Source organism: Vibrio sagamiensis NBRC 104589 (assembly GCF_007990935.1).
Lineage (GTDB): Bacteria > Pseudomonadota > Gammaproteobacteria > Enterobacterales > Vibrionaceae > Vibrio > Vibrio sagamiensis.
The window spans coordinates 16,165-37,763 of sequence record NZ_BJXJ01000013.1 but is presented as its reverse complement, the minus strand read 5'-3'; the positions used below and the strand labels follow the sequence as shown (position 1 = coordinate 37,763).

The window sequence follows — 21,599 nt, the reverse complement described above, 5'->3', positions numbered from 1 at the left end:
GTTACTCCCTGTGTAACGTGTACTCACCATCAACAATACGACCGATAAGGCGTTTTGGTCCAAATTGGTAACTTAAATCTGCGGGGTGAGAGATATCCCATAGGGTTAAATCAGCCTCAAAACCAGCTTCAATTTTTCCTCTTTTCGTTTCAAAACCGAGAGCTTTTGCCGCATGTTGAGTAACCCCTCGTAATGCTTCTTCTGGCGTTAAATGGAACAGAGTACAAGCCATATTCATCATTAAAGTTAAATCGGCAAAAGGAGAGGTTCCGGGGTTGTGATCGGTTGCAATTGCGATTGGCACCTGATGTTCCCTTAATAGCGCAATCGGAGGCTTCTGGATTTCATTTAGGTAATAAAAGGCACCAGGTAATAAGGTCGCTACGGTAGAAGAGTGGGCGAGAGCTAAGACGCCTTGCTCATCAAGGTATTCGATATGGTCGGCGGATAGACCGTTATATTTGGCTGTCAGGGCCGCCCCGCCCATATTAGAAAGTTGCTCATTGTGTCCTTTTACGCCTAAGCCATGCTTATGGGCCGCGATAAAAATACGCTCGGTTTGCTCGAGCGTAAAACCGATTGATTCACAAAAAACATCGACACTTGTTGCGAGTTTTTCTTCTGCGACTAAAGGAATCATTTCTTGACAGATGTACTGTATATAGTCATCCGAACGGTGCTGATATTCTGGAGGTAATGCGTGGGCAGCAAGTAAAGTCGGGGAGACTTTGACTCTTCGTTCGTTTTCTAACGCTTTTGCTGCGCGCAACATTTTGATTTCGTCTTTTAGTGTTAGCCCGTAGCCCGACTTTATTTCTACTGAGGTGACGCCACTCGCCAATAGGCCATCCAGCCTTGGAAGCGCTATTTCAACGAGTTGTTCCTGTGATGCTCGGCGAGTGTCCCTTACAGTGGAAAGAATCCCTCCTCCTTGACGGGCAATCTCTTGATAGGAGCTGCCCTTTAAGCGCATTTCAAACTCATGAGCACGATTGCCGGCATAGATCAGGTGAGTATGGCAATCAATAAGGCCGGGGGTGACAAGTTTGCCTTGCAAATCTAACGTCTGACAAAATTGGCTAGGCTCTAAAAGTGCTTCAACATCTGGGGTATCCTCACCAAAAGGTTTAGAGCTTACCGCTGCAATTTTTCCTGATTTAATTGATAGGCGACCACATTTAATGGCTTCGTATCCTTGAATGCCGTTTTGCATGGTGACCAGATGAGCATTTTCGATGAGTAAATCCATGAAATCTTTCTCAATGTATCTGCCGTTGAGATTAGATATTGAGCAAGCTTTGAGCAAATTGCAAACCAGTGGGTAGATTTTGTGCGTTAGGATTTGGGATCAAACCACATTCTTTAAATCTATCACTTGCACCGCCGGAATTTGACGTGTAAACAGACACTTGAGCCTAGCCAATGAGAGGTCATACTCGGGGAACATACCATGGAAAAACGAATGATGTGTTCAAATAATAACTTCACACGAATTCAGTCGTCACAGAAGGGTTATATGCTAAAAAAATTAAAAGCCTCACTAGGTATCGGTGCTGCAAAAGTTGATACGGTTTTGGAAGAAATGAGCGTTTATCAAGGCTCAACATTACGCGGTACAATTCAAATCAAGGGCGGAGATGTAGAGCAGCAGGTCGACGCGATTACTCTGAACCTCAATACAGAGATGAAAGTGGAGACAGATGACAGTGTGTCGTACGAAACCTTCACGATTGACCAATTAAAAGCTGTCGAGCCTTTTGTGATTCAGCCAAACGAAGAAAAGCAGATACCTTTTGAACTTAATCTTCATGATGAAACACCAATCACCGCGGTCAATGCAGCAAAAAATCAGTGCCATGTTTGGGTTGAAACGACGTTAGACATCAGTTTCGCGATGGATCCTCGTGATCGAGATTATATTGAAGTCAAACCATTACCGGTTGTCGCAAGAGTTATCAATGCGATTGAACAAGCGGATTTTAATATGGTTAAAGCGGATGTCGAGAAAGGTTTCTTGCGAGGCGATCAATTTGCCTCTCGCTCTGGTATTTACCAAGAGTTAGAGTTTCGTAATCGTGGTTTTATTGCCACAAAGGAAATAGAATTATCATTCATATTAGATGGACAAACGGTTCACTGTTTAGCGGAGATTGACCGCTCTTTCAGCACATCCGGTGATCAATACCGTGCATTTTCGTTACCACTTGATGCAAGTGAAGCACAAATTACGTCAGCGATAAGGCCGATTTTAATTCTTTAAGTCACCTTCATAGGAACGACATTGCCAAGTGGGCTTGTCACAAAAATGGTGACAATCAGATATTACCAGATGGATTTTATGTTGTTCGTGGTATGGCTGATTTCGTTAGTGTGATGGGGGTAACTAAGCAACTGATCTTACTTGAGCAAGTTTTTATTAATATAGCAAGCACATTTTTCCGGGTTGTTCTTTCGCTGTGCCCCAAACCAAAGCGTAAAAATCACGAATTAGAAGTCAGCCGCCCGAGGGATCCACATTGCCTTTTGGCAAAGTGGATTGGTTTATTAACATCAATCTAACTATTTAAAAATAGAGCATAAATTAACTAGTAACTCAAATTAAAAATAGAGCATAAATTAACTAGTAACTCAAACTCTAATATTACTTGAGCTGAAAGACTGAGTAGCAGGCGTTATTTCCTGTTCTTGTCCAGTAGCCTCATTATCTAATAGAAGCTCATCCCATTCATGTGCTTTCTCAAGCAACTCTGCTAACGTTTCTTGAATCAATCCAGAACGGTAATCAGCTAAACTGATTGTGGTGAAAACAGATGCCTGTTCAGTACCTGCAAAAACACCGATACCTGGGTCACCGCGAAGAGGTCCCATAGCGTACTCCGCAAACAACGAGAAAAGCGACTTAGGAACCTGACTCGGGATAGACACTGTTGTCGTTACAGATAAGGCTAACTCCTGTAAGACGGTATTACCGACTATATTGACAACGTAAGGGGAGCCCTCGGGACTCGCTGCTGAATGAACTTTAAAGCAGCAGACTTGGTTCTCATCAAAACTCAGCTGTTCAACGGCCAATTCAGCGAGTATTTTTTGATATATATCCACGCTAATTATTCCTGTTAGTCCTGTAAACCTTGGTTCTTTTGTTGATTATATGGCGCTATGAACTGAGCGTTAAATTCCGCATTCGCTCTATGATTGAGGTCTTCATTTTGATTTCTTAGCTCAATCAGTTTCTTCGGATCACCAGCTAAAGCTGGGGCTTGCTGTAAAAACTCATCGGTCAGACGACTAAAAATGGCATCTTTACCCATGATAAAGCTAGAGAAATTTTGGTAAATGAACTCTAGTGTTCCACTATCCATATTTTCTAGGCCTAAACGTTTCTTGTTGGCATCCGTGACATCGTCGAATGTTGCTGTCGAAGGATCAGTGTCAGGTTTTAAAAATTGGGTGGCATTCTTAAAATCACCAGCTGTTTGGTTAAAGGCTACTTTCACTAAGTTTTGTACAGTGATGTCCTGTTGTACAGTGATGTCCTTTATTTGTTGTACAGTGATGTCCTTTATTTGTTTTTGCACTTCTGTTTTTATCTGAGCGCTCTCATTATTGTTGATAACTCTGCTGAAAAAATCAGATACAGCGTTCATAATTCGTTTTAGCCCTGATAAATCTCCTAAATCCCGAGTTGCAGAAACTTGCCCACTTCTATCCACGGTAATGGTGTAATCTTTACCTGTACCTAAGTTAAGGGGGAATCTCTGTTCTTCACCCGAATTTACTTTATCAGATTGTAATTTATTGCTAATTTCATTTCTAATTGCATTTGTAATTGCGGGGTTAATACTACTAATCGACATTTAATTCTTCCTTACTGCAAGGTTAACTTCATTTGCACGTACCTTAGCCACAAATTAAAGCGATTGTTATCAGTAATGGCCGATCTATTTTAGAATCGATAAAAGAGGAAGAAATATCAATATAATGTATATGCTCAAAACTCAGCAGGTCATTAATGTCGATGATTGAATCGTTATCTAAGTTCCAGGGGAAATAGGGGCTTCGATAAAATTTTTAATAGGGGCGTAAGCAGCGTTTTAGAAATTGATAAGCGGCTTCTTTGTTGCGTTAATGGGAGAAGAAGACATTCAGAACTTCATATGGTTATTGCAATACCCCCCTTTAAAGTTACATTAAGGGGTAATTTTTTCTTGGTGAAAAAAACAACAGTGTGTCGACAAAATGTAATAATTCTGTAATTAAAAAAAATATTTAAACTTCTATTCTCAACTCTTTATAAATCAACTCAACAAAAAATAAAATATTCAATAAGGTGTAATTTCATTAACAAAAAAAAGGTTGTTTTATATGAAGCTTAACAAAACTTTACAAATGCTATTTCTTCTCTGTCCAAGTCTGAACTCTGTCTATGCTGCAGAGGCATCAGATTTATTTAAACAAGAGTTATCTGTATACAGTGCGCATGCTCAACAACTTCAAAGTGTTAAGAATATCAAAAGTGATGAAGTTCGACGTTACCGATTTACTGGTATCCTTAATTTTGCTGAATATGATTCTTTGCACTTGAATGTTGGTGGTCTGATTGACATTATTGATAAATTTAATAATTTAAAAGACCTAAATGAATTGTTTATAAGTACCAATGACATTATGGCCCGTGCAGAACTTCAAGGTTCAATAAAGATTGTTTTGCCAGATGAGAATGTAGTGGCGGAAAAAGAGATAGTGCTATGGGATTCAAGTACTGTTTACGATTCTGCTGCAGAAAGTGTGTCTTTCCTTCAACAGTACCTCTACAATGTTGAATTTGAAGCCAAAGGGAGTCTTGATCTTCAAAACTTAACGGTTTCTTGTAATATCGTTAAACACGGTGATACGGTTTGTAGTGGTAAACAGGTGTTTAACCTTTCTCAAGTAGGGGTGAATGAGCAAATGCCCGATGTGTTGCAAGATTTGCCCCCTATTATAACTCCTGCAACAAAATTAGTATCAGGTGACCACCGAACAATCAATACGATTCAAGATCTTATTGATAGGGTCTCTGAGCTAAATCTCGATCCTGACCAGTCGATGGGGGAAATTGTAGCAATGCTCCCTGTAGTTATTAATCTTATCCGTGATGCAAGTGGTGTATGGGTAACGAACCCATCTGTTGCACTCATAAGCGATTCCCAGCAAAAGAATTCCAAACAGGTACATCGATCTATTAAAGGTAACTATCAATTTATTAACAATGGAGAAGTTTCTAGGATTGAACCTTATGGTCAAATGTATGTACTTCCTTCAGCCCACGTTATTTCAATAGCTGATGCTGCTCAGTATTTTGCAGATAAGTATTCAGACACGCCAGGAGTTTCTGAAGCAATTAATGATGCATTAGAAACAATGCCAGACATCATAAAGAATACCCAATTACCATTTGACCTTGTAGATGTCGAACCTATTCAAATTTTTGATCAACAGTTCACTGAAAACGGTGATTTAAGGCGTCACTATGAAAAAAATAAACTTCATTGGTTTGCCGGTTATAGCCATTTGGTTTCTGATATGTTTGATGGTTATCCTGAACAGATGGTTGTATTCTCAAACGTTTGGGAAAAAGATGATAATTTGAATTTAGATGATTGTTTATCAAGAGGTTACGGGTTTGGGTTTGAAGCTCTAGATTTTAACTCTTTAGATCAGCAAGGTTTCACTGGTTGTGGGAAGAACGATAGATCTGAGGTTGAAATAAAACTCACCGAGTCAAAACTTCATCAACCTGATGATAAACCGGAAAACTACCCATGGGAACTTGATGCTCAATACTATTTTGTTCTTGGGGATGGAGGTGATGACGCAGAGCCGTATGGCTATGCTTACTTTGAATTACCTGACGGGAGACATCAGGCTCTATTCAGAGATGATTACCGTAGTGCCTCTTCTAGCGATATGTATTTTGTCAATGATCGCTCGTTTTATACCTATAAAACGAAGATAAAATTCACTGGTCCTAAAGATTGGACCCCATCTCAGGCATTTCCTCTTTTAGGTTCAATCTATGAGGCGGACGATACTAGTGGTGACGATAAGTATTATGACGCTAATGATGATATATTTGCCCCAACGCAAGAGCAAATGGATGTAAACTCTGCAGAGTATGGTAAGTATGGGGATAGTTGTGGGAACAATGGTTTTCATAAAATCATTCGTTCAGCAAATCATGATCAACATATATGTGTCAAACTCACTTTAAAACCTGGTAGTGAGAAGACTGATATTATACCTTAGAGTTAATCTACGAGAAGTTATGATCAATATTTCTTTGCCAAACATAGGTTAAAGTTGACTTTGAAAAGATAACATAGTTCTACAAATAAGTAAGTCTGCTTATTAAAGAAAAGATGCGGCACACCTGTGTCGCATGTTTCAGAGTTTTCCGCTACGTTTTCGAATTTATTAAACATATATCGATAACATTCTAAGAGTTTCAGAGCTTTCAAGTTAGGTTTATGTTAGCTGTAAAGAGTGTAAAGACCCTGATAGCCAACGTTCATAAAATAGAATACCCTTTGAAAGGGAAGTAACTCCTCGGCTTCGTACTCAATCCATTATTGTCATTTCATGTTAATGCGTTACAATGCATTTGGGATAAATAAGTGTGCATCTGTATTTGTACCAAATTTGTACCATTTTTTACGTATATCTCTCTCATGGGTTTCTTAACTCATTGAAATTAATATATTAATTTACTTTCATGTGTTGCTTGGTGTGCAACACCACTGTAAAGGACATAGCATGCCTATTATTACTCTTCCTGACGGCAGTCAGCGTCAATTCGACAACTCAGTTTCAACAATGGAAGTTGCGCAATCGATCGGTCCTGGTCTTGCGAAAGCAACGATTGCTGGTCGTGTTAACGGTAACCGTGTTGATGCATGTGATCTTATTGAAGAAGATGCAAGCCTAGAAATCATCACTGTAAAAGATGAAGTAGACGGTCTAGAAATTGTTCGTCACTCTTGTGCCCACCTTCTTGGTCACGCTCTTAAGCAGTTGTACCCTCAAGCTAAAATGGCGATCGGTCCAACCATCGACAATGGTTTTTACTACGACATCGATCTCGACGAGTCTCTTACGCAAGACGATCTTGAAAAGATTGAAAAGCGCATGAAAGAGCTTGCGAAAACTAAGTACGAAGTTGTTAAGAAAAAAGTGAGCTGGCAGGAAGCACGCGATACCTTTGAATCGCGTGGTGAACCTTATAAAGTAGAAATTCTTGACGAAAATGTTTCCCGTGACGATCGCCCTGGTCTGTATCATCACGAAGAATACATCGACATGTGTCGTGGTCCACATGTACCAAACATGGGTTTTTGTCAGCATTTCACTCTAATGAATGTGGCTGGGGCTTACTGGCGTGGTAACAGCGATAATAAAATGCTGCAACGTATCTACGGTACAGCTTTCCACGATAAGAAAGCACTAAAAGCGCACCTGACTCGTCTTGAAGAAGCCGCGAAGCGTGACCACCGTAAACTAGGCAAGCAGTTAGATTTATTCCATATGCAGCAAGAAGCACCAGGTATGGTTTTCTGGCATCATAATGGTTGGTCTATCTTCCGCGACCTTGAAATGTTTGTGCGTTCTAAGCTAGATGAATATGGTTACCAAGAGGTAAAAGGTCCACTTATTATGGATCGTGTTCTTTGGGAACGTTCTGGTCACTGGGACAAATACGCAGATGCCATGTTCACAACCTCTTCAGAGAACCGTGAATATGCATTGAAGCCAATGAACTGCCCAGGTCACGTACAGATCTTTAACCAAGGTCTAAAATCATACCGTGATCTACCGCTACGTATGGCAGAGTTTGGCTCATGTCACCGTAACGAACCATCAGGCGCATTGCACGGCATTATGCGTGTGCGTGGCTTTACTCAGGATGATGCTCATATTTTCTGTACTGAGAGCCAAATTCAAGAAGAAGTCACGAGCTGTATCAAGATGGTATACGATACATATCAAACGTTTGGTTTTGATAACATCGTTGTTAAGCTGTCGACTCGTCCTGAAAAACGTGTTGGTTCAGATGAAATCTGGGATCAATCTGAAGAAGCACTCAAGCAATCTCTTGAAGCGATGGAAATCCCATACGAGATTCAAGAAGGTGAGGGCGCATTCTATGGACCTAAAATTGAATTTACTTTGTACGATTGCTTAGATCGTGCTTGGCAGTGCGGTACAGTTCAGTTAGACTTCAATCTACCGAATCGTTTAGGTGCGACTTACGTAGGTGAAAACAATGAACGTCTTGTTCCGGTGATGATTCACCGAGCAATTCTTGGTTCGCTAGAGCGTTTCATTGGTATCCTAATTGAAGAATATGCTGGTTTCTTCCCAACTTGGTTGGCGCCAGAGCAAGCTGTTCTTATGAATATTACTGATAAACAGTCAGATTATGTTCAAGAAGTTGTACAAAAACTACAAAAAAGTGGAATTAGAGCAAAAGCGGACTTGAGAAATGAGAAGATTGGCTTTAAAATCCGCGAACACACTTTGAAGCGTGTACCATATATGCTTGTCGTTGGTGACCAAGAAATGGAAGCTGGCGAAATTGCAGTTCGTACTCGCAAAGGTAAAGATCTTGGCAAGTTTAAAGTGGATGATTTTATCTCATACATCCAAGACGAGATCTCAAGCCGTAAGCTCAATCTGGAGGAATAAGCTATTAAAGGCGGAAGACGCGGCCAACAGCCGGTAAAACAAAACCCACACCGTATAAACGGTGAAATTCGTGGCGTTCGTGAAGTTCGACTAACAGGCGCTGATGGAGAATCCGTTGGTGTTGTATCGATTCAAGAGGCGATCGCAGCTGCTGAAGAAGCAGGCATGGATCTTGTGGAAATCAGTCCTAACGCTGAGCCGCCGGTCTGTCGTGTGATGGACTACGGCAAATTCCTCTTCGAGAAGAGCAAGTCTGCTAAAGAGCAGAAGAAGAAGCAAAAGCAGGTTCAGATCAAGGAAATAAAATTCCGTCCTGGAACTGATATTGGAGACTATCAGGTAAAACTACGCAACCTGACGCGTTTCCTAGAAGACGGTAACAAAGTGAAGGTAACAATTCGCTTCCGTGGCCGTGAAATGGCTCACCAAGACATCGGTGTTGACGTTCTAAATCGCTTGAAAGAAGATACTGTAGATTTTGCCGTAGTAGAATCTTTCCCAAGCAGAATTGAAGGTCGCCAGATGATCATGGTGTTGGCCCCTAAAAAGAAGTAATTAACGGCTCATCAAGTAATTAAGACCTAGCCGCCTTCCTTTCTAATAAAAGGTATAGTGGCTCGGTCCTTATTCGCCCTAATTACATTGTTTATTAAACTACTACAATGCGGAGTTATTCATCATGCCTAAGATGAAAACCAACAAAGGTGCTGCTAAGCGTTTCAAGAAAACTGCTGGTGGTATTAAGTTCAAGCACGCTACAAAACGTCACATCTTGACTAAGCGTACTACTAAGAACAAGCGTCAGCTTCGTCCAAATGCAATCCTTCCTAAGTGTGAAGTGGCTGCAGTTGTTCGTATGATGCCATACGCTTAATTCTTTTTAGTTATCAATCGTTTAGTTTAGGAGAAGCATAATGCCTCGCGTAAAACGTGGTGTACAAGCTCGTGCACGTCATAAGAAAGTTCTAAAACAAGCTAAAGGTTACTACGGAGCACGTTCACGTGTTTACCGCGTAGCTTTCCAAGCAGTTACTAAAGCTGGTCAATACGCTTACCGTGACCGTCGCGCTAAGAAACGTCAATTCCGTCAACTTTGGATTGCACGTATCAACGCAGCATCTCGTCAAAATGGTCTATCTTACAGCCGTTTCATCAACGGTCTTAAGAAAGCATCTATCGAGATCGATCGTAAGATCCTAGCCGACATCGCAGTATTCGACAAATCAGCATTTGCTGTACTAGTTGAAAAAGCGAAAGCTGCTCTTTAATTTAAAGCAGTTTTAGGTTAAGAAAAGGAGGGCATATGCTCTCCTTTTTTGTTTTCTTTTCTCCCTTATTTATTTTCTACTTTTCATTTTTCATTTTTCATTCTTCAGTGACTCGTTTTCGAGTCTACCTGAGTATGTCGCTCCAGATACCTTGAGGTTACTTAAACCTAGTTGGGTAGACTTACAAATTATGTGAATCTTTAAGCATTTTTACAGTTTTTAAATTTAGAGTTTGATGTTTAAATTAGGTTAAATTATGGGCTAAAGCATTGATAGTTGATTATCTTGTAATTATAAACACTAAAGTTTGAGTTGATTTTAGCCTGATAAAAGTCGTCTTTCCTTAGTTTAGCTGTGAGTGAATATGCATTTTGATTATTAACTTGATAAGGTGTGGATCAGAAATGGAATTTTACTGAAATAAGTGAAGCAGGTTTTGATGTGTTTATAGCCAATTAATATCAAGATACTTGCTCTTTGGAAGAATGTTTAGAACATTTGGTTATAGGGGCGTATTTCGGTTACACAGGATGTTAACTAGGGAGACGAGAAATGGGAGAATTGACGCCTGAATATTTACTGGCAGCGCTGAGGCAAGTCATTAAAACTAAAGGCTTCACATATCGAAGCATATCGGAGAGTGTAGGGACACCATTATCAACGTTCAAGCGACACATGAGCAGTACGAATTTAACGATCGATAGGCTATTAGAATATTGTCGTGTTGTGGATTGTTCGCTGAGTGAATTGCAGAAGATAGCGTCGCAGCTTGTTACCGAAGATCAAAACTACTTCAGTCACACTCAAGATCGTGCTTTTTTACAATACCCTGAATTATATGACTTCTATCAAGAGCTAAGAGTACTACGGGACAATAATAGCTATTCAACACTGATGAATAAATACCACTTAAATGAGCGTAGCATGGCTGATTACCTTAAAGCGCTCAGCATGTTGGATTTAGTTAAAGTGGAAGGAAAAGAGAGTATTACTCTACAAGGGTCGTTGTTCTATCGTTATGCGGATAACTCACAGCTGAGCCAACGTTATACTGAAATTCTTACGGAACAGGCTTTAAATCAAGATAAAAGCGCTCGTGTTGTTTTGTCACGTATGAAGGTCACCGAAGATCAATTGTTGAGCCTGGAAAAACAGTTTTCGCAAGAAATACTCAACTATCACACCGAAAATATATCAGCAGAAGAGATGGATGCCACTCAGTTTGCCAATATCTTTATGTTGGTTAGTCCTCATGAGCCCATAACGTTTTCAAACGGGATAAAAAACACCAACGCTGACTTTATGACTGAATTTTGCGAATTTATGGCTTCTTCTCGAGAAAAGCTGGTGCAAAATAGTAAGTTGAGCCTCTAATTGAGCCAACTCTTAGGACTTATAATCACGTGGATTATTTTACTGGCTGTTGTTCCTTTTGATAATTTAAAGAGATTCAAATGATAAAGGAGCAAATTCTGCATTCTTTTTACTCAATAACCGTTAGTTTTCGCAATTCAATTTGGCTTTGTTGGCAGGTTTGGCTACTATGTACAGCTATCAAAAAAACCAATCACTCCCTTATGGATACTACCAGTAGGTAGATGAGGAAACGATGCAACATCTAGAAGAGATCATTGCTAATGCGAGCACAGCAATTGAAGCTGCGCAGTCGCTAGTCGCACTTGATGAAGTGCGTGTTCAGTATCTAGGCAAAAAGGGCGAGCTTACTGCTCAACTTCAAAGCCTAGGTAAACTACCACCAGAAGAACGTCGTGAAGCGGGTCAAGAGATCAACAAAGCGAAAGGCGTTGTTCAGCAAGCTATTGCAGCTCGTAAAGATGCATTACAACGTGCAGAGCTAGAAGCGAAGCTTGCAGCAGAAACGATCGATGTGACACTACCGGGTCGTCGTATTGAGAACGGTGGTCTACACCCAGTTACTCGTACTGTTGAGCGTATTGAGAAGTTCTTTGGTGAACTAGGCTTTAACACAGAGTCTGGTCCAGAAATCGAAGATGCATTCCATAACTTTGATGCGCTCAATATTGCGGCTGATCACCCAGCACGTACTGACCACGATACTTTCTTCTTCAATCCAGATTTGATGCTTCGCACTCATACGTCAGGCGTGCAGATCCGTACGATGGAAAATGGTAAACCGCCATTCCGTTTCATCGCACCAGGTCGTGTATACCGTAACGACTACGACCAAACGCACACACCAATGTTCCACCAAGTGGAAGGTATGCTGGTTGATGAGAACGTAAACTTCGCACAACTGAAAGGCATTCTGCACGATTTCCTATGTAACTTCTTCGAAGAGGAAGTAGAAGTGCGTTTCCGTCCATCTTACTTCCCATTCACTGAGCCTTCAGCTGAAGTCGACGTGATGGGTAAAAATGGTAAATGGCTAGAAGTACTAGGCTGCGGCATGGTTCACCCGAACGTACTACGTAGCGTAGGCATCGATCCTGAAAAATACTCTGGCTTCGCGTTCGGTATGGGTGTTGAGCGTCTAACAATGCTTCGTTACGGCGTAAACGACCTACGCGCGTTCTTCGAGAACGATCTTCGTTTCCTAAAACAGTTCAAGTAATCCAGGGGATAAATCACTATGAAATTCAGCGAATCATGGCTTCGTGAGTGGGTTAGTCCTTCGATTACCACTGACGAGCTTACTCACCAAATTACAATGGCGGGTCTAGAAGTTGATGACGTGCTACCTGTAGCAGGTTCGTTCAACGGCGTTAAAGTTGGTCACGTTGTTGAATGTGGTCAACACCCAGATGCAGACAAGCTGCGTGTAACTAAAGTTGACGTGGGTGAAGAAGAGCTTCTAGACATCGTTTGTGGCGCGCACAACTGTCGCCAAGGTCTGAAAGTAGCAGTAGCAACAGTTGGTGCTGTTCTTCCAGGCGATTTCAAAATCAAAAAAGCGAAACTACGTGGCCAGCCTTCTCACGGCATGCTTTGTTCATTCACTGAACTGGGTATCGACGTTGAGTCAGACGGCATCATGGAACTCGCAGAAGACGCAGTAATCGGTACCGATTTCCGTGAATTCCTAGGCTTAGACGACGTAACGGTAGACGTAGACCTAACAGCAAACCGCGCGGACTGTTTCAGCATTCGTGGTTTAGCTCGTGAAGTTGGCGTACTAAACCGCGTTGATGTAACAGAACCTTCTGTAGAAGCAGTTGCACCTTCAATCGATGATAAAGTTTCTATCGAAGTGAAAGCCCCAGCTGCGTGTCCACGTTACCTTGGTCGTGTAGTTAAGAACGTAAATGTTCAAGCTGAAACACCACTATGGATGCAAGAAAAACTGCGTCGTTGTGGCATTCGTTCTATCGACCCTGTAGTCGACATCACTAACTATGTTCTTCTAGAGCAAGGCCAACCAATGCACGCGTTCGATCTAGCGAAGATCGACGGCGGTATCGTCGTTCGTATGGCAGAGCAAGGTGAGAAGTTAACCCTTCTTGACGGTAGCGAAGCAGAACTAAACGCAGATACATTAGTAGTAGCAGACCACAACAAGGCACTTGCAATCGCAGGTATTTTTGGTGGTGAAGAGTCTGGTGTAACAACTGAGACTAAAGACGTTCTACTAGAGTGTGCCTTCTTTGCACCTGACCACATCCGTGGTCGCGCTCGTAGCTACGGTCTTCACACTGATTCTTCAATGCGTTTCGAGCGTGGTGTGGATTACGCACTACAAGTGAGTGCAATGGAACGTGCAACTCAGCTTCTTGTTGAGATTTGTGGTGGTGAAGTAGCGTCTGTTGTTGCTGTTGAGTCTGATGCAGATTTACCTAAGCCAAACAAAGTTGCACTACGTCGCACTAAACTGGACAACCTACTGGGTCACCACATTGCTGATGCTGACGTAGTAGAAATCCTAGAGCGTCTAGGTTTGACTGTTGAAGCTTCTGAAGAAGGGTGGGTGGCAGTCGCGCCAACATGGCGTTTCGATATTGCTATCGAGCAAGACCTGATTGAAGAAGTAGGTCGTATCTACGGTTACGATAACATTCCTAATCAAAATCCAGCTGCTGCACTTAAGATGCATGACCACGTTGAAGCGAATATTCCGCTAAAGCGTGTCCGTAACCTACTTGTTGACCGTGGTTACCAAGAAGCCATCACTTACAGCTTCGTTGAACCAGAGCAGCAAAAGCTTGTTGTTCCAGATGTTGAGCCACTCATCCTGCCATTCCCAATCTCTGCGGATATGTCAGCAATGCGTTTAGGCTTAATCCAAGGTCTACTAAACACTGTGGTTCACAACCAGAAGCGTCAACAGCCACGTGTTCGTCTATTTGAATACGGCCTACGTTTCATCCCATGTGAGTCTGCTGAAAACGGTATGCGCCAAGAGTCTATGCTTGCAGGTGTTATTGCAGGCACTCGTAGCGAAGAGCACTGGGACATCGAAACTAACACAGTTGATTTCTTTGATCTGAAAGGCGATCTAGAAGCGGTTCTTGAGCTTACAGCAAACGAAGTGGCTTACTCTTTTGCTGCGCTTTCTGCTGAAGATAAAGCAGCGAACCCAGCGCTTCACCCAGGTCAATCTGCAGCTATCATCGTTGATGGCAAGCAAGTTGGTGTGATTGGTACTGTGCACCCAGAGCTTGAGCGTAAGTTTGGTCTAAACGGCCGTACTATCGTATTCGAAGTGGAATGGTCTGCGATCAACACTAAGGTGATTCCAGAAGCAGTACAGCTTTCCAAGTTCCCATCAAACCGTCGTGACATCGCAGTGGTTGTTGACGATGTTGTTGCTTCAGGTGACATCGTTGCAGCATGTCTAGAACAAGGTGGTGAGTTCCTAAAAGATGCCAAGTTGTTCGACGTGTATGTAGGCAAAGGCGTAGAAGAAGGTAAGAAGAGCTTAGCAATCGCTCTGACGCTACAATCAGTTGAACGTACGCTTGAGGATGCTGACATTGCTGGTGCGGTTGACGCTATCGTTGCTCACGTATCTGAGAAGTTTGGTGCGTCTCTACGTGACTAACTCATTCAGTGATAGTACCTAAAGAGATAAAAGCCCTGCCAGTTTGGTGGGGTTTTTTTATAGGTATAATAACCAAAAGTCTCTACATTATGTCAGTTCACAAGTGTGAAATATTGCTTGAGAATCTGTAATTAAAAATTCACTAAGTATATTTTTTGAACATAAAATTGGAAGAATTCGTAATAAAACCAACTTTAGCAATATTATTTGATACTTTTATTAAATAGTTTTTTATCCTTGTTTTTTTATTAAATTGGTCTTTTTGTCCTTTTTATTTCTTTATGTAATACTTAAATCTTAATACTTCGTAAATCAAAGGATATAATTCCTTTGGTGTTCTGCTTTTTTGTTATATTAGGAAATAAAAAAGTTGGCGAAAATCATAAGCTTGACATACACTTCCAAAAGTAAACCCGATATGTTGTTGAATTAGTAGGGTAAAACTGCTCTAGCGCTACTTTGGGTAGCATTGTTTAACATAGCTTTGAGGAAAGTTTTATGGCGCTCACAAAAGCCGAACTGGCAGAAAACCTGTTTGATAAATTGGGATTTAGTAAACGGGACGCCAAGGAAACGGTGGAAGTGTTCTTCGAAGAAATTCGTAAAGCACTAGAAAGTGGTGAACAGGTAAAACTGTCAGGTTTTGGTAATTTTGACCTTCGTGACAAGAATGAAAGACCTGGTCGTAACCCGAAAACGGGTGAAGATATTCCAATTACTGCTCGACGTGTAGTGACATTCCGTCCTGGACAGAAGCTTAAGGCAAGAGTTGAAAATCTCTCTTTTAAGCAGTAATTTACATTGATTAAAGAGTCCACAATACATTGTGGACTCTTATTTTTTGAAAGTCCCGCCCGAGATGACCGGGTTAATTATAGTTTAGTTTTTGTTAGCTGTTTCCATATTACCTTATCTGAGCATTTATTAGGGCTTTAAGCAGCAGCTAGATGGGTTGTTAAATAAGGTTGCCAAGCCTGTTGATAAAGATCTTTCGATTGGCTACGTATTTTCTTAATAGAAGCCAATTCCAGTTCACTTATCGGACGGCTCTCCGACAGTGCCTTGCGTTCTATATCTTGTATCTTTTTGTATAAATCATGTTCTGGTCCACTTTTGACATCTGCAATTGCTTTTAAGTGAAGCTGAACTTCAGCAACAAGATTACTATTGGGTAAACGTACCAGCAGGTTCAAATCTCTATAGCCTGACTTCTTAGGTTTTTTGAAACGGTTCTTAACGTTTATAATCGATGTTTCGCGCTCTAGCGTTTCATAGACAGCCATCAAACTTGCTACGTCTCGTGCAACGATGGTCGCTCTTGCTAAGTCTGTAATTCTCTCTACTTGACCATCCAATTCGTAATTGATTTTGTCTTGTGCACGTTGTTTTGATTTAACTCCAGCAAAGTAAGGCTGAGAGTGGGTAAGCAATGCTGTCATTTTGCATATGGTTTCAAGTTCTAATTGAGCTTGATGTGCTTTTTGATACAGTACATCAAAATCACTATAGGGTTGAGTAGGGCTAGATTGAATAGGCTTGATACTATATAGACCACTGAGGTTATGCTTGAATGATTGGGAACAAACTTGATCTGAGGTGTTGAAAGCGCTCTGTTTGCTCTCTGGAGTATTAGGAAGAGCGGCAACTGCAGAAGCTCGACTGAGTACCAAAAGCATCAATGCAGTAGTACGTAAAAATAAGTTCATCCATTCTCCTTAACTTGCTTACACTGAAAAAATGAATCGTTAAAAGTTACTCAGCTTTTTGCAAATCAGGTTTATACCAAAGTATCTTGAGATTACTTAGGTACACAATAGTTTATGGAGGCTAAGTACTCAAACCCAAGCATAATTTTTCTTATTGTTTCGCTACGGGATGAATGCCTAACTCTAAAGTAGGTATACAGCATCTTATATATCATTTAACCAGATCAATTGTTAGCATCAAAACCTCTGTTACTGGCTCGAATACAAAGCTACTTTAACATGTCACTATTAACTTAAGATGAACAACGTAGACAAAATCGGAAAATTCGTTAACCTAATGTTACCTAAGCATTCTCAACCTCTTTTTCATAATTGAATGTTGAACCGTTAAGTACAGGGATTGTTTTTAGGTGTGATTTATACCTTCGTTGAAGGTGCCTGTTCAAAGCTATTTAAAGTAGAGTGGATATGAGAGAACAAGAATTCTGGCATAATAAGTGGGCAAGTAATCAAATCGGCTTCCATTTAGGTGATGTAAACCCGTTACTCATCGAATTTTGGCACCATCTTCAACCCAAACGGGGAGAGCAGGTTTTGGTTCCTCTATGTGGTAAATCTGAAGATTTGGTTTGGTTGGCGTCGAAACATAACGACGTTTGCGGAGTAGAATTGAGCCAAATTGCAGTTAGGGCGTTTTTTGCTGAGCACTTCTACACTCCAACCGTGATTCCAATTAAGGGTAACTTGGAGCTGTATCAGTTTGATGAGCTTTCAATATATTGTGGTGATTTCTTTACGGCTCCGGTCGCAAAAGCAGATTTAGTTTACGATCGTGCAGCGTTAGTCGCTTTACCTCAAGAAATGAGGGCAGATTATGTCAATAGGCTCACACAATTGCTCAATCCTGGCGGCCGTATTTTATTGATCACGTTAGATTACCCTCAAGATGAGATGGCAGGCCCACCGTTTAGTGTACCGGGGTGTGAGGTAAGTGAACTGTTTAAGGATTATAAAGTTACCTGTTTAACCGTGAATGGCGCAGATAAACATCATCCTAAAATAGCGAAGAAAGGTTTGAGCCGATTTTCTGAAGAAGTCTACCTTATTGAAGATCTTCGTTCATAAACACTGAACCTGCTTGGCGAGCATGGTCAAGCAGGCCGAATCGTTCAAAAGTGTTGCTTAATAGTGTTGATGAATACTGAGCAATTCTCGAAATAGTAACCAACATCTTGCTCGTACCGCTGAACAAATCATCTTGAACTTACTTGGTTAAAGAAGGTTCAGCGGTTCATCGATTAATATTCAATACGAACTTGTGCAGCACTCTCAATGGCATCTTTGATAGCGCTTTCAACACTATCACGGCGCGTTAAGACAACACCAAGTCGTCGACGCCCTGAAATGTCTGGTTTAGCAAACAATCTTAATTGAGTTTGCGGTTTGGCTAAAGCTTTGGCTAAGTTATCAAACTGTAGGTCTTCTGATTGACCTTCTCCGAGTACAACAGCTGAAGCTGATGGGCCAAATTGAGTGATCTGATGGACGGGCATTTTGGTGAACGCACGAACGTGAAGCGCGAACTCAGACATATCTTGTGAAATCATTGTAACCATACCGGTATCATGTGGACGTGGTGAAACTTCGTTGAAGAACACATGGTCGCCTTTAACAAACAATTCCACTCCAAATAACCCATAACCGCCAAGTGCGTTTACGACTTTTTCCGCAGCGTATTCGGCGGCTTTGCGTGCATTGTCTGACATGACTTGTGGCTGCCATGATTCACGATAGTCTCCATCTTCTTGGCGATGACCGATAGGAGCGCAGAAATGCACGCCGTCGACCGCTTTAACAGTAAGAAGGGTAATTTCATAATCAAAGTCAACGAAGCCTTCGACTATGACTCGTCCAGCTCCAGTTCGACCTCCCTGTTGAGCGTATTCCCAAGCTTTATTGATATCTTCAGCTGTTCTAATCACACTCTGTCCTTTACCCGAAGAGCTCATTACAGGCTTAACCACGCAAGGGGTACCGACAAAGTCGACTGCTGATTTAAAGTCATCAAAATTATCAGCAAATTGGTAAGGTGAAGTGTTTAGCTCAAGTTCTTCAGAGGCTAATCGACGAATACCTTCACGATTCATGGTAAGTTTTGTTGCTCGAGCGGTTGGAACAACGTTTATCCCTTTTTCTTCGAGTTCAACTAATTTATCGGTGGCGATGGCTTCGATTTCAGGCACAACGTAGGCGGGTTGTTCGTGCATGATGATTTCTTCTAAAGCTTGGCCATCGAGCATATCGATGACGTAGCTACGGTGGGCGACTTGCATTGCAGGTGCATCCGCATAGCGATCGCATGCAATCACTTCTAAACCTAGCCTTTGGCATTCTATCGCCACTTCTTTTCCGAGCTCACCAGAGCCTAAAAGTAAAACACGTGTTGCATGGGGGCGTGTTGCAGTACCGAACATAGCATTACCTTAAAAATTAGAATGATGTGAGATGATTGAGAACGGATAATACTGGATTTAATTAATGAGGCAAACGTTTGCTACGTTTTTTGATGCTGTCGTTGCCCATTCCTGAAGATAAAGATTGGGATGTTCTAGATAACAACTTCTATGAGATTACTCGTGTTGTGAATTTAGCGCTTGAAAGAGCAGCACAAAGGTTAACTGAGTTTTTATAATAAGAAGAGCCCAATGAATGGGCTCTGCTTAGTTCACAATTTAATCAAGCCTGCAACTGACAACAGCAAAACGCTGACAAACATTAATCGCACTTTAGACATTAACAAAACTGACTGGAATGTCTGGATTTAATGCTTCGATAGTAGATTGAGTTTCAGCAAGGTGGCTGATTTTACCTTGAGCATTTTCAGCTAGAGCGACCGCTTTGATGTCATCAAATTTTAGGCCAGCGAGCATAATTTGGCTCAGCGCGACCTGCAAAGGCGGTAGACTTGGGTTAAATGCAGCGTTTTCGGCATAAGCGCCTAAGAACACACGACCACAGGTCATCTCAATGGCAAGGCCACTGAAGTTGTTTGTGTAAGGAGCGTGGCTCATGTTCATTGCATCTACCGCTTTCTCAAGCAGTATATTATCGTCTTTAAAAGTAAAGGAATGCACGACCTCTGACATCAAACCTGATTCTATGCCTAAATCGTTCGGGCCAAATGCTTCAGGTAGGTAATCGTGCAGTCGTTTTTCGTCACTATCTGGAAGTTGCACTTTGAGGTTTTTAGCCGTTGAGATTTCGTTCATAAACTGACGGCAATGACCACAAGGGCTGAAGTTGATGGTGATGTCAGTTAAACCACGTTCACCTTTCATCCAAGCGTGGCTTATTGCAGACTGTTCTGCGTGAACGGTTTGACCAAGCTGAACTCCAAATAATTCCATGTTAGCGCCGAAATAAAGGTTTCCTGATAAACCCCGAGCGATTGCTCCGACATAGAAATTAGAAATAGGGGCATAGGAAAAAGCAGCGGCGATAGGGAGAAGAGCAAGACGAAGCTCTTTATCGGATAGGTGAGTTAAAGAAAGTAATTGCTCAAACTGCTTTTTGGAAATAGTTGCATCAAAATCGTTGGATTGAACGATCGGAGCAAGGTGGCTAGAAAGTGGCTCAGGAATATTTGCTAATGCATGTTCAACGCGACTATTCATTTGGAGTCCTTGTTAGTGCATGGAAGGATATTCTAGGCGATGAAATAGAAAAATCCGTGATTAAGATCACGCTAATGTTTGTAAATAAGTTCCATGTTACATAATTAGAGGCACTTCACACATGTTTGCTACTTTGCGTTTGGTTACGGTTTACTGAGATAGCCAAACGGCAAGACTAAAAATACTTGGAGCAAGCACTGACGTGATAATGCCACACAAAACTAAGGCAAGAGAGGAATAAGCAGCATCAGAAGGTTGTTTTTCTGCACAAGTTGCGGTACCTAATGCATGCGATACCGTCCCCATGGTTAAGCCCCGAGCAATTGGGTGTTTGATCCCTAATAAATTAAATATCGGATAGGCGAGTATGGCACCAAATAGACCAACAATTAATACAAGAATGGCAGCTATAGCCGCTTCTCCTCCCAAATGACGTGATACTTCCATTGCTATCGGAGTGGTGACAGATTTACTGATAAGGCTAGCAATTAAGCTGATATCTGCTTTGAAGGCCACGGCAATCAAAGTCGCAGTGATCATCGACATAACACTACCTAAGGTGCAGGCTAACAGGATGATTCGCCATTTAGATTTGATTTGTGGTAGCTGTTCATACAAAGGATAAGCCAGAGCAACAACGGCAGGTTGCAGTAAATCACTGAGCCAGCGGTTGTCATGATAGTAAATTTCATAAGAGGTATGAAAGTAGTGCAAGATGGGAATCAAAACCACTAGACTCATCAAAAGTGGGTTAGCAAATGGTTTGTTGATCTTTATTGCAATATGACGAGCAGTAAAGAACACCAAGATGGTAACAAATAACCACATATTAGCGATTATCCTTAAGCAAATACTCTAATAACCAAGCCAAGCTGACTAAGACGATCAGTGACCCTCCTATGGCACTTGCTAAAATCGGTAATGCATTATTAATCAGCATATCAAAATGTTGCATCAGACCGACACTAATTGGTACAAATAGCAGGATCATATAGCGAATGAATAGAGTTGCGCCAGGTTTGACCCATTCTGCTTTTATCACACCAAACACCATTGAGAAAAACAGCACCAGCATGCCAATAACACTTCCGGGAATAGAAGTGTTTGTTAGTGATTGAAGAAAATTACCAATGGCGAGTGCTCCGCTAATAATTAGCAGAGCAATCAGTAAATGAACCAGTTGTTTTAAGCGATGTTTCATGCCAAATAC

The 21,599-nt window shown here is 41.4% G+C and carries 20 protein-coding genes and 1 pseudogene; 12 read left to right on the top strand and 9 right to left on the bottom strand.

Going from position 1 to position 21,599, the window contains the following annotated elements; translation table 11 throughout:
* Window position 1: 1 nt before the first annotated feature.
* Entirely contained in the window at window positions 2-1,249 is a 1,248-nt protein-coding gene (hutI, locus tag VSA01S_RS08165) for an imidazolonepropionase (protein ID WP_039982605.1), read from the bottom strand.
* A gap of 267 nt (window positions 1,250-1,516) precedes the next feature.
* On the opposite strand from hutI, the gene VSA01S_RS08160 reads away from it, so the two are divergent.
* Window positions 1,517-2,260, top strand: coding sequence for a sporulation protein (locus tag VSA01S_RS08160; protein ID WP_039982641.1), 744 nt, complete (start codon window positions 1,517-1,519; stop codon window positions 2,258-2,260).
* Window positions 2,261-2,628: 368 nt separating this feature from the next.
* Here VSA01S_RS08160 and VSA01S_RS08155 read toward each other — a convergent pair whose 3' ends face one another.
* The 3 genes and pseudogenes from VSA01S_RS08155 to VSA01S_RS08145 form a co-directional block, all read right to left on the bottom strand.
* Window positions 2,629-3,102: a type III secretion system chaperone family protein gene (locus tag VSA01S_RS08155; RefSeq protein WP_039982606.1), complete on the bottom strand. Its 474-nt coding sequence runs from the start codon at window positions 3,100-3,102 to the stop codon at window positions 2,629-2,631.
* A gap of 14 nt (window positions 3,103-3,116) precedes the next feature.
* Window positions 3,117-3,857 (bottom strand): hypothetical protein, encoded by a 741-nt coding sequence (locus VSA01S_RS08150; protein WP_050567416.1) that lies wholly within the window; start codon window positions 3,855-3,857, stop codon window positions 3,117-3,119.
* Window positions 3,858-4,074: 217 nt separating this feature from the next.
* A pseudogene (locus tag VSA01S_RS08145) lies at window positions 4,075-4,155 on the bottom strand (IS6 family transposase); the annotation flags it as partial.
* Between the two features lie 210 nt (window positions 4,156-4,365).
* Between VSA01S_RS08145 and VSA01S_RS08140 the strand changes: the two are divergent.
* From VSA01S_RS08140 to ihfA, 9 genes are all read left to right on the top strand, one after another.
* The gene (locus VSA01S_RS08140) at window positions 4,366-6,288 is read left to right on the top strand and encodes a hypothetical protein (RefSeq protein WP_039982607.1); all 1,923 of its coding nucleotides are present in this window, start codon (window positions 4,366-4,368) and stop codon (window positions 6,286-6,288) included.
* A gap of 507 nt (window positions 6,289-6,795) precedes the next feature.
* Entirely contained in the window at window positions 6,796-8,724 is a 1,929-nt protein-coding gene (gene thrS / locus VSA01S_RS08135) for a threonine--tRNA ligase (protein ID WP_039982608.1), read from the top strand.
* A 3-nt stretch (window positions 8,725-8,727) separates the two neighbouring features.
* Window positions 8,728-9,279, top strand: a complete 552-nt coding sequence (gene infC / locus VSA01S_RS08130) for a translation initiation factor IF-3 (protein WP_081638533.1) — start codon at window positions 8,728-8,730, stop codon at window positions 9,277-9,279.
* Between the two features lie 124 nt (window positions 9,280-9,403).
* On the top strand, window positions 9,404-9,598 hold the full coding sequence (gene rpmI, locus VSA01S_RS08125) for a 50S ribosomal protein L35 (protein ID WP_019275792.1): 195 nt from the start codon (window positions 9,404-9,406) through the stop codon (window positions 9,596-9,598).
* A 40-nt stretch (window positions 9,599-9,638) separates the two neighbouring features.
* The gene (rplT, locus tag VSA01S_RS08120) at window positions 9,639-9,992 is read left to right on the top strand and encodes a 50S ribosomal protein L20 (RefSeq protein ID WP_009841742.1); all 354 of its coding nucleotides are present in this window, start codon (window positions 9,639-9,641) and stop codon (window positions 9,990-9,992) included.
* 552 nt (window positions 9,993-10,544) lie between these two features.
* The gene (locus tag VSA01S_RS08115; RefSeq protein ID WP_039982611.1) at window positions 10,545-11,366 is read left to right on the top strand and encodes a helix-turn-helix domain-containing protein; all 822 of its coding nucleotides are present in this window, start codon (window positions 10,545-10,547) and stop codon (window positions 11,364-11,366) included.
* A 235-nt stretch (window positions 11,367-11,601) separates the two neighbouring features.
* Window positions 11,602-12,585: a phenylalanine--tRNA ligase subunit alpha gene (gene pheS / locus VSA01S_RS08110; RefSeq protein ID WP_021708019.1), complete on the top strand. Its 984-nt coding sequence runs from the start codon at window positions 11,602-11,604 to the stop codon at window positions 12,583-12,585.
* A gap of 18 nt (window positions 12,586-12,603) precedes the next feature.
* A complete protein-coding gene (gene pheT, locus VSA01S_RS08105) occupies window positions 12,604-15,009 on the top strand; it encodes a phenylalanine--tRNA ligase subunit beta (protein WP_039982612.1) in 2,406 nt (801 codons plus the stop codon).
* Window positions 15,010-15,507: 498 nt separating this feature from the next.
* On the top strand, window positions 15,508-15,804 hold the full coding sequence (ihfA, locus tag VSA01S_RS08100; protein WP_039982613.1) for an integration host factor subunit alpha: 297 nt from the start codon (window positions 15,508-15,510) through the stop codon (window positions 15,802-15,804).
* 137 nt (window positions 15,805-15,941) lie between these two features.
* On the opposite strand, the gene VSA01S_RS08095 is transcribed toward ihfA, so the two are convergent.
* Window positions 15,942-16,715 carry a RelA/SpoT domain-containing protein gene (locus VSA01S_RS08095; protein WP_039982614.1) on the bottom strand — a complete coding sequence of 258 codons (774 nt, stop codon included), beginning with the start codon at window positions 16,713-16,715 and terminating at the stop codon, window positions 15,942-15,944.
* Window positions 16,716-17,183: 468 nt separating this feature from the next.
* Here VSA01S_RS08095 and VSA01S_RS08090 point away from each other — a divergent pair, with 468 nt between their 5' ends.
* Complete coding sequence (locus VSA01S_RS08090) at window positions 17,184-17,840, top strand: thiopurine S-methyltransferase (RefSeq protein ID WP_039982615.1); 657 nt, start codon at window positions 17,184-17,186, stop codon at window positions 17,838-17,840.
* Window positions 17,841-18,013: 173 nt separating this feature from the next.
* Here VSA01S_RS08090 and purT read toward each other — a convergent pair whose 3' ends face one another.
* The gene (gene purT, locus VSA01S_RS08085; RefSeq protein ID WP_039982617.1) at window positions 18,014-19,189 is read right to left on the bottom strand and encodes a formate-dependent phosphoribosylglycinamide formyltransferase; all 1,176 of its coding nucleotides are present in this window, start codon (window positions 19,187-19,189) and stop codon (window positions 18,014-18,016) included.
* Window positions 19,190-19,266: 77 nt separating this feature from the next.
* On the opposite strand from purT, the gene VSA01S_RS19965 reads away from it, so the two are divergent.
* Window positions 19,267-19,407, top strand: coding sequence for a hypothetical protein (locus tag VSA01S_RS19965; RefSeq protein ID WP_158000792.1), 141 nt, complete (start codon window positions 19,267-19,269; stop codon window positions 19,405-19,407).
* A gap of 94 nt (window positions 19,408-19,501) precedes the next feature.
* On the opposite strand, the gene cdd is transcribed toward VSA01S_RS19965, so the two are convergent.
* The 3 genes from cdd to VSA01S_RS08070 all read right to left on the bottom strand — a co-directional run bounded on the left by cdd (window position 19,502) and on the right by VSA01S_RS08070 (window position 21,590).
* Entirely contained in the window at window positions 19,502-20,389 is an 888-nt protein-coding gene (gene cdd / locus VSA01S_RS08080) for a cytidine deaminase (RefSeq protein WP_039982618.1), read from the bottom strand.
* Between the two features lie 150 nt (window positions 20,390-20,539).
* Entirely contained in the window at window positions 20,540-21,217 is a 678-nt protein-coding gene (locus VSA01S_RS08075) for a CidB/LrgB family autolysis modulator (protein WP_039982619.1), read from the bottom strand.
* A 1-nt stretch (window position 21,218) separates the two neighbouring features.
* On the bottom strand, window positions 21,219-21,590 hold the full coding sequence (locus VSA01S_RS08070) for a CidA/LrgA family protein (RefSeq protein WP_039982620.1): 372 nt from the start codon (window positions 21,588-21,590) through the stop codon (window positions 21,219-21,221).
* Window positions 21,591-21,599 lie beyond the last annotated feature (9 nt).

Excerpts from the sequence above, each read along its gene's own strand:
- rplT (WP_009841742.1), top strand. The coding sequence starts at position 9,639 with ATGCCTCGCGTAAAACGTGGTGTACAAGCTCGTGCACGTCATAAGAAA.
- VSA01S_RS08095 (WP_039982614.1), bottom strand. The coding sequence starts at position 16,715 with ATGAACTTATTTTTACGTACTACTGCATTGATGCTTTTGGTACTCAGT.
- VSA01S_RS08075 (WP_039982619.1), bottom strand. The coding sequence starts at position 21,217 with ATGTGGTTATTTGTTACCATCTTGGTGTTCTTTACTGCTCGTCATATT.
- pheT (WP_039982612.1), top strand. The coding sequence starts at position 12,604 with ATGAAATTCAGCGAATCATGGCTTCGTGAGTGGGTTAGTCCTTCGATT.
- VSA01S_RS08070 (WP_039982620.1), bottom strand. The coding sequence starts at position 21,590 with ATGAAACATCGCTTAAAACAACTGGTTCATTTACTGATTGCTCTGCTA.
- rpmI (WP_019275792.1), top strand. The coding sequence starts at position 9,404 with ATGCCTAAGATGAAAACCAACAAAGGTGCTGCTAAGCGTTTCAAGAAA.
- purT (WP_039982617.1), bottom strand. The coding sequence starts at position 19,189 with ATGTTCGGTACTGCAACACGCCCCCATGCAACACGTGTTTTACTTTTA.
- pheS (WP_021708019.1), top strand. The coding sequence starts at position 11,602 with ATGCAACATCTAGAAGAGATCATTGCTAATGCGAGCACAGCAATTGAA.
- hutI (WP_039982605.1), bottom strand. The coding sequence starts at position 1,249 with ATGGATTTACTCATCGAAAATGCTCATCTGGTCACCATGCAAAACGGC.
- ihfA (WP_039982613.1), top strand. The coding sequence starts at position 15,508 with ATGGCGCTCACAAAAGCCGAACTGGCAGAAAACCTGTTTGATAAATTG.
- VSA01S_RS08090 (WP_039982615.1), top strand. The coding sequence starts at position 17,184 with ATGAGAGAACAAGAATTCTGGCATAATAAGTGGGCAAGTAATCAAATC.
- VSA01S_RS08140 (WP_039982607.1), top strand. The coding sequence starts at position 4,366 with ATGAAGCTTAACAAAACTTTACAAATGCTATTTCTTCTCTGTCCAAGT.
- VSA01S_RS08160 (WP_039982641.1), top strand. The coding sequence starts at position 1,517 with ATGCTAAAAAAATTAAAAGCCTCACTAGGTATCGGTGCTGCAAAAGTT.
- cdd (WP_039982618.1), bottom strand. The coding sequence starts at position 20,389 with ATGAATAGTCGCGTTGAACATGCATTAGCAAATATTCCTGAGCCACTT.
- VSA01S_RS08115 (WP_039982611.1), top strand. The coding sequence starts at position 10,545 with ATGGGAGAATTGACGCCTGAATATTTACTGGCAGCGCTGAGGCAAGTC.
- thrS (WP_039982608.1), top strand. The coding sequence starts at position 6,796 with ATGCCTATTATTACTCTTCCTGACGGCAGTCAGCGTCAATTCGACAAC.
- VSA01S_RS08150 (WP_050567416.1), bottom strand. The coding sequence starts at position 3,857 with ATGTCGATTAGTAGTATTAACCCCGCAATTACAAATGCAATTAGAAAT.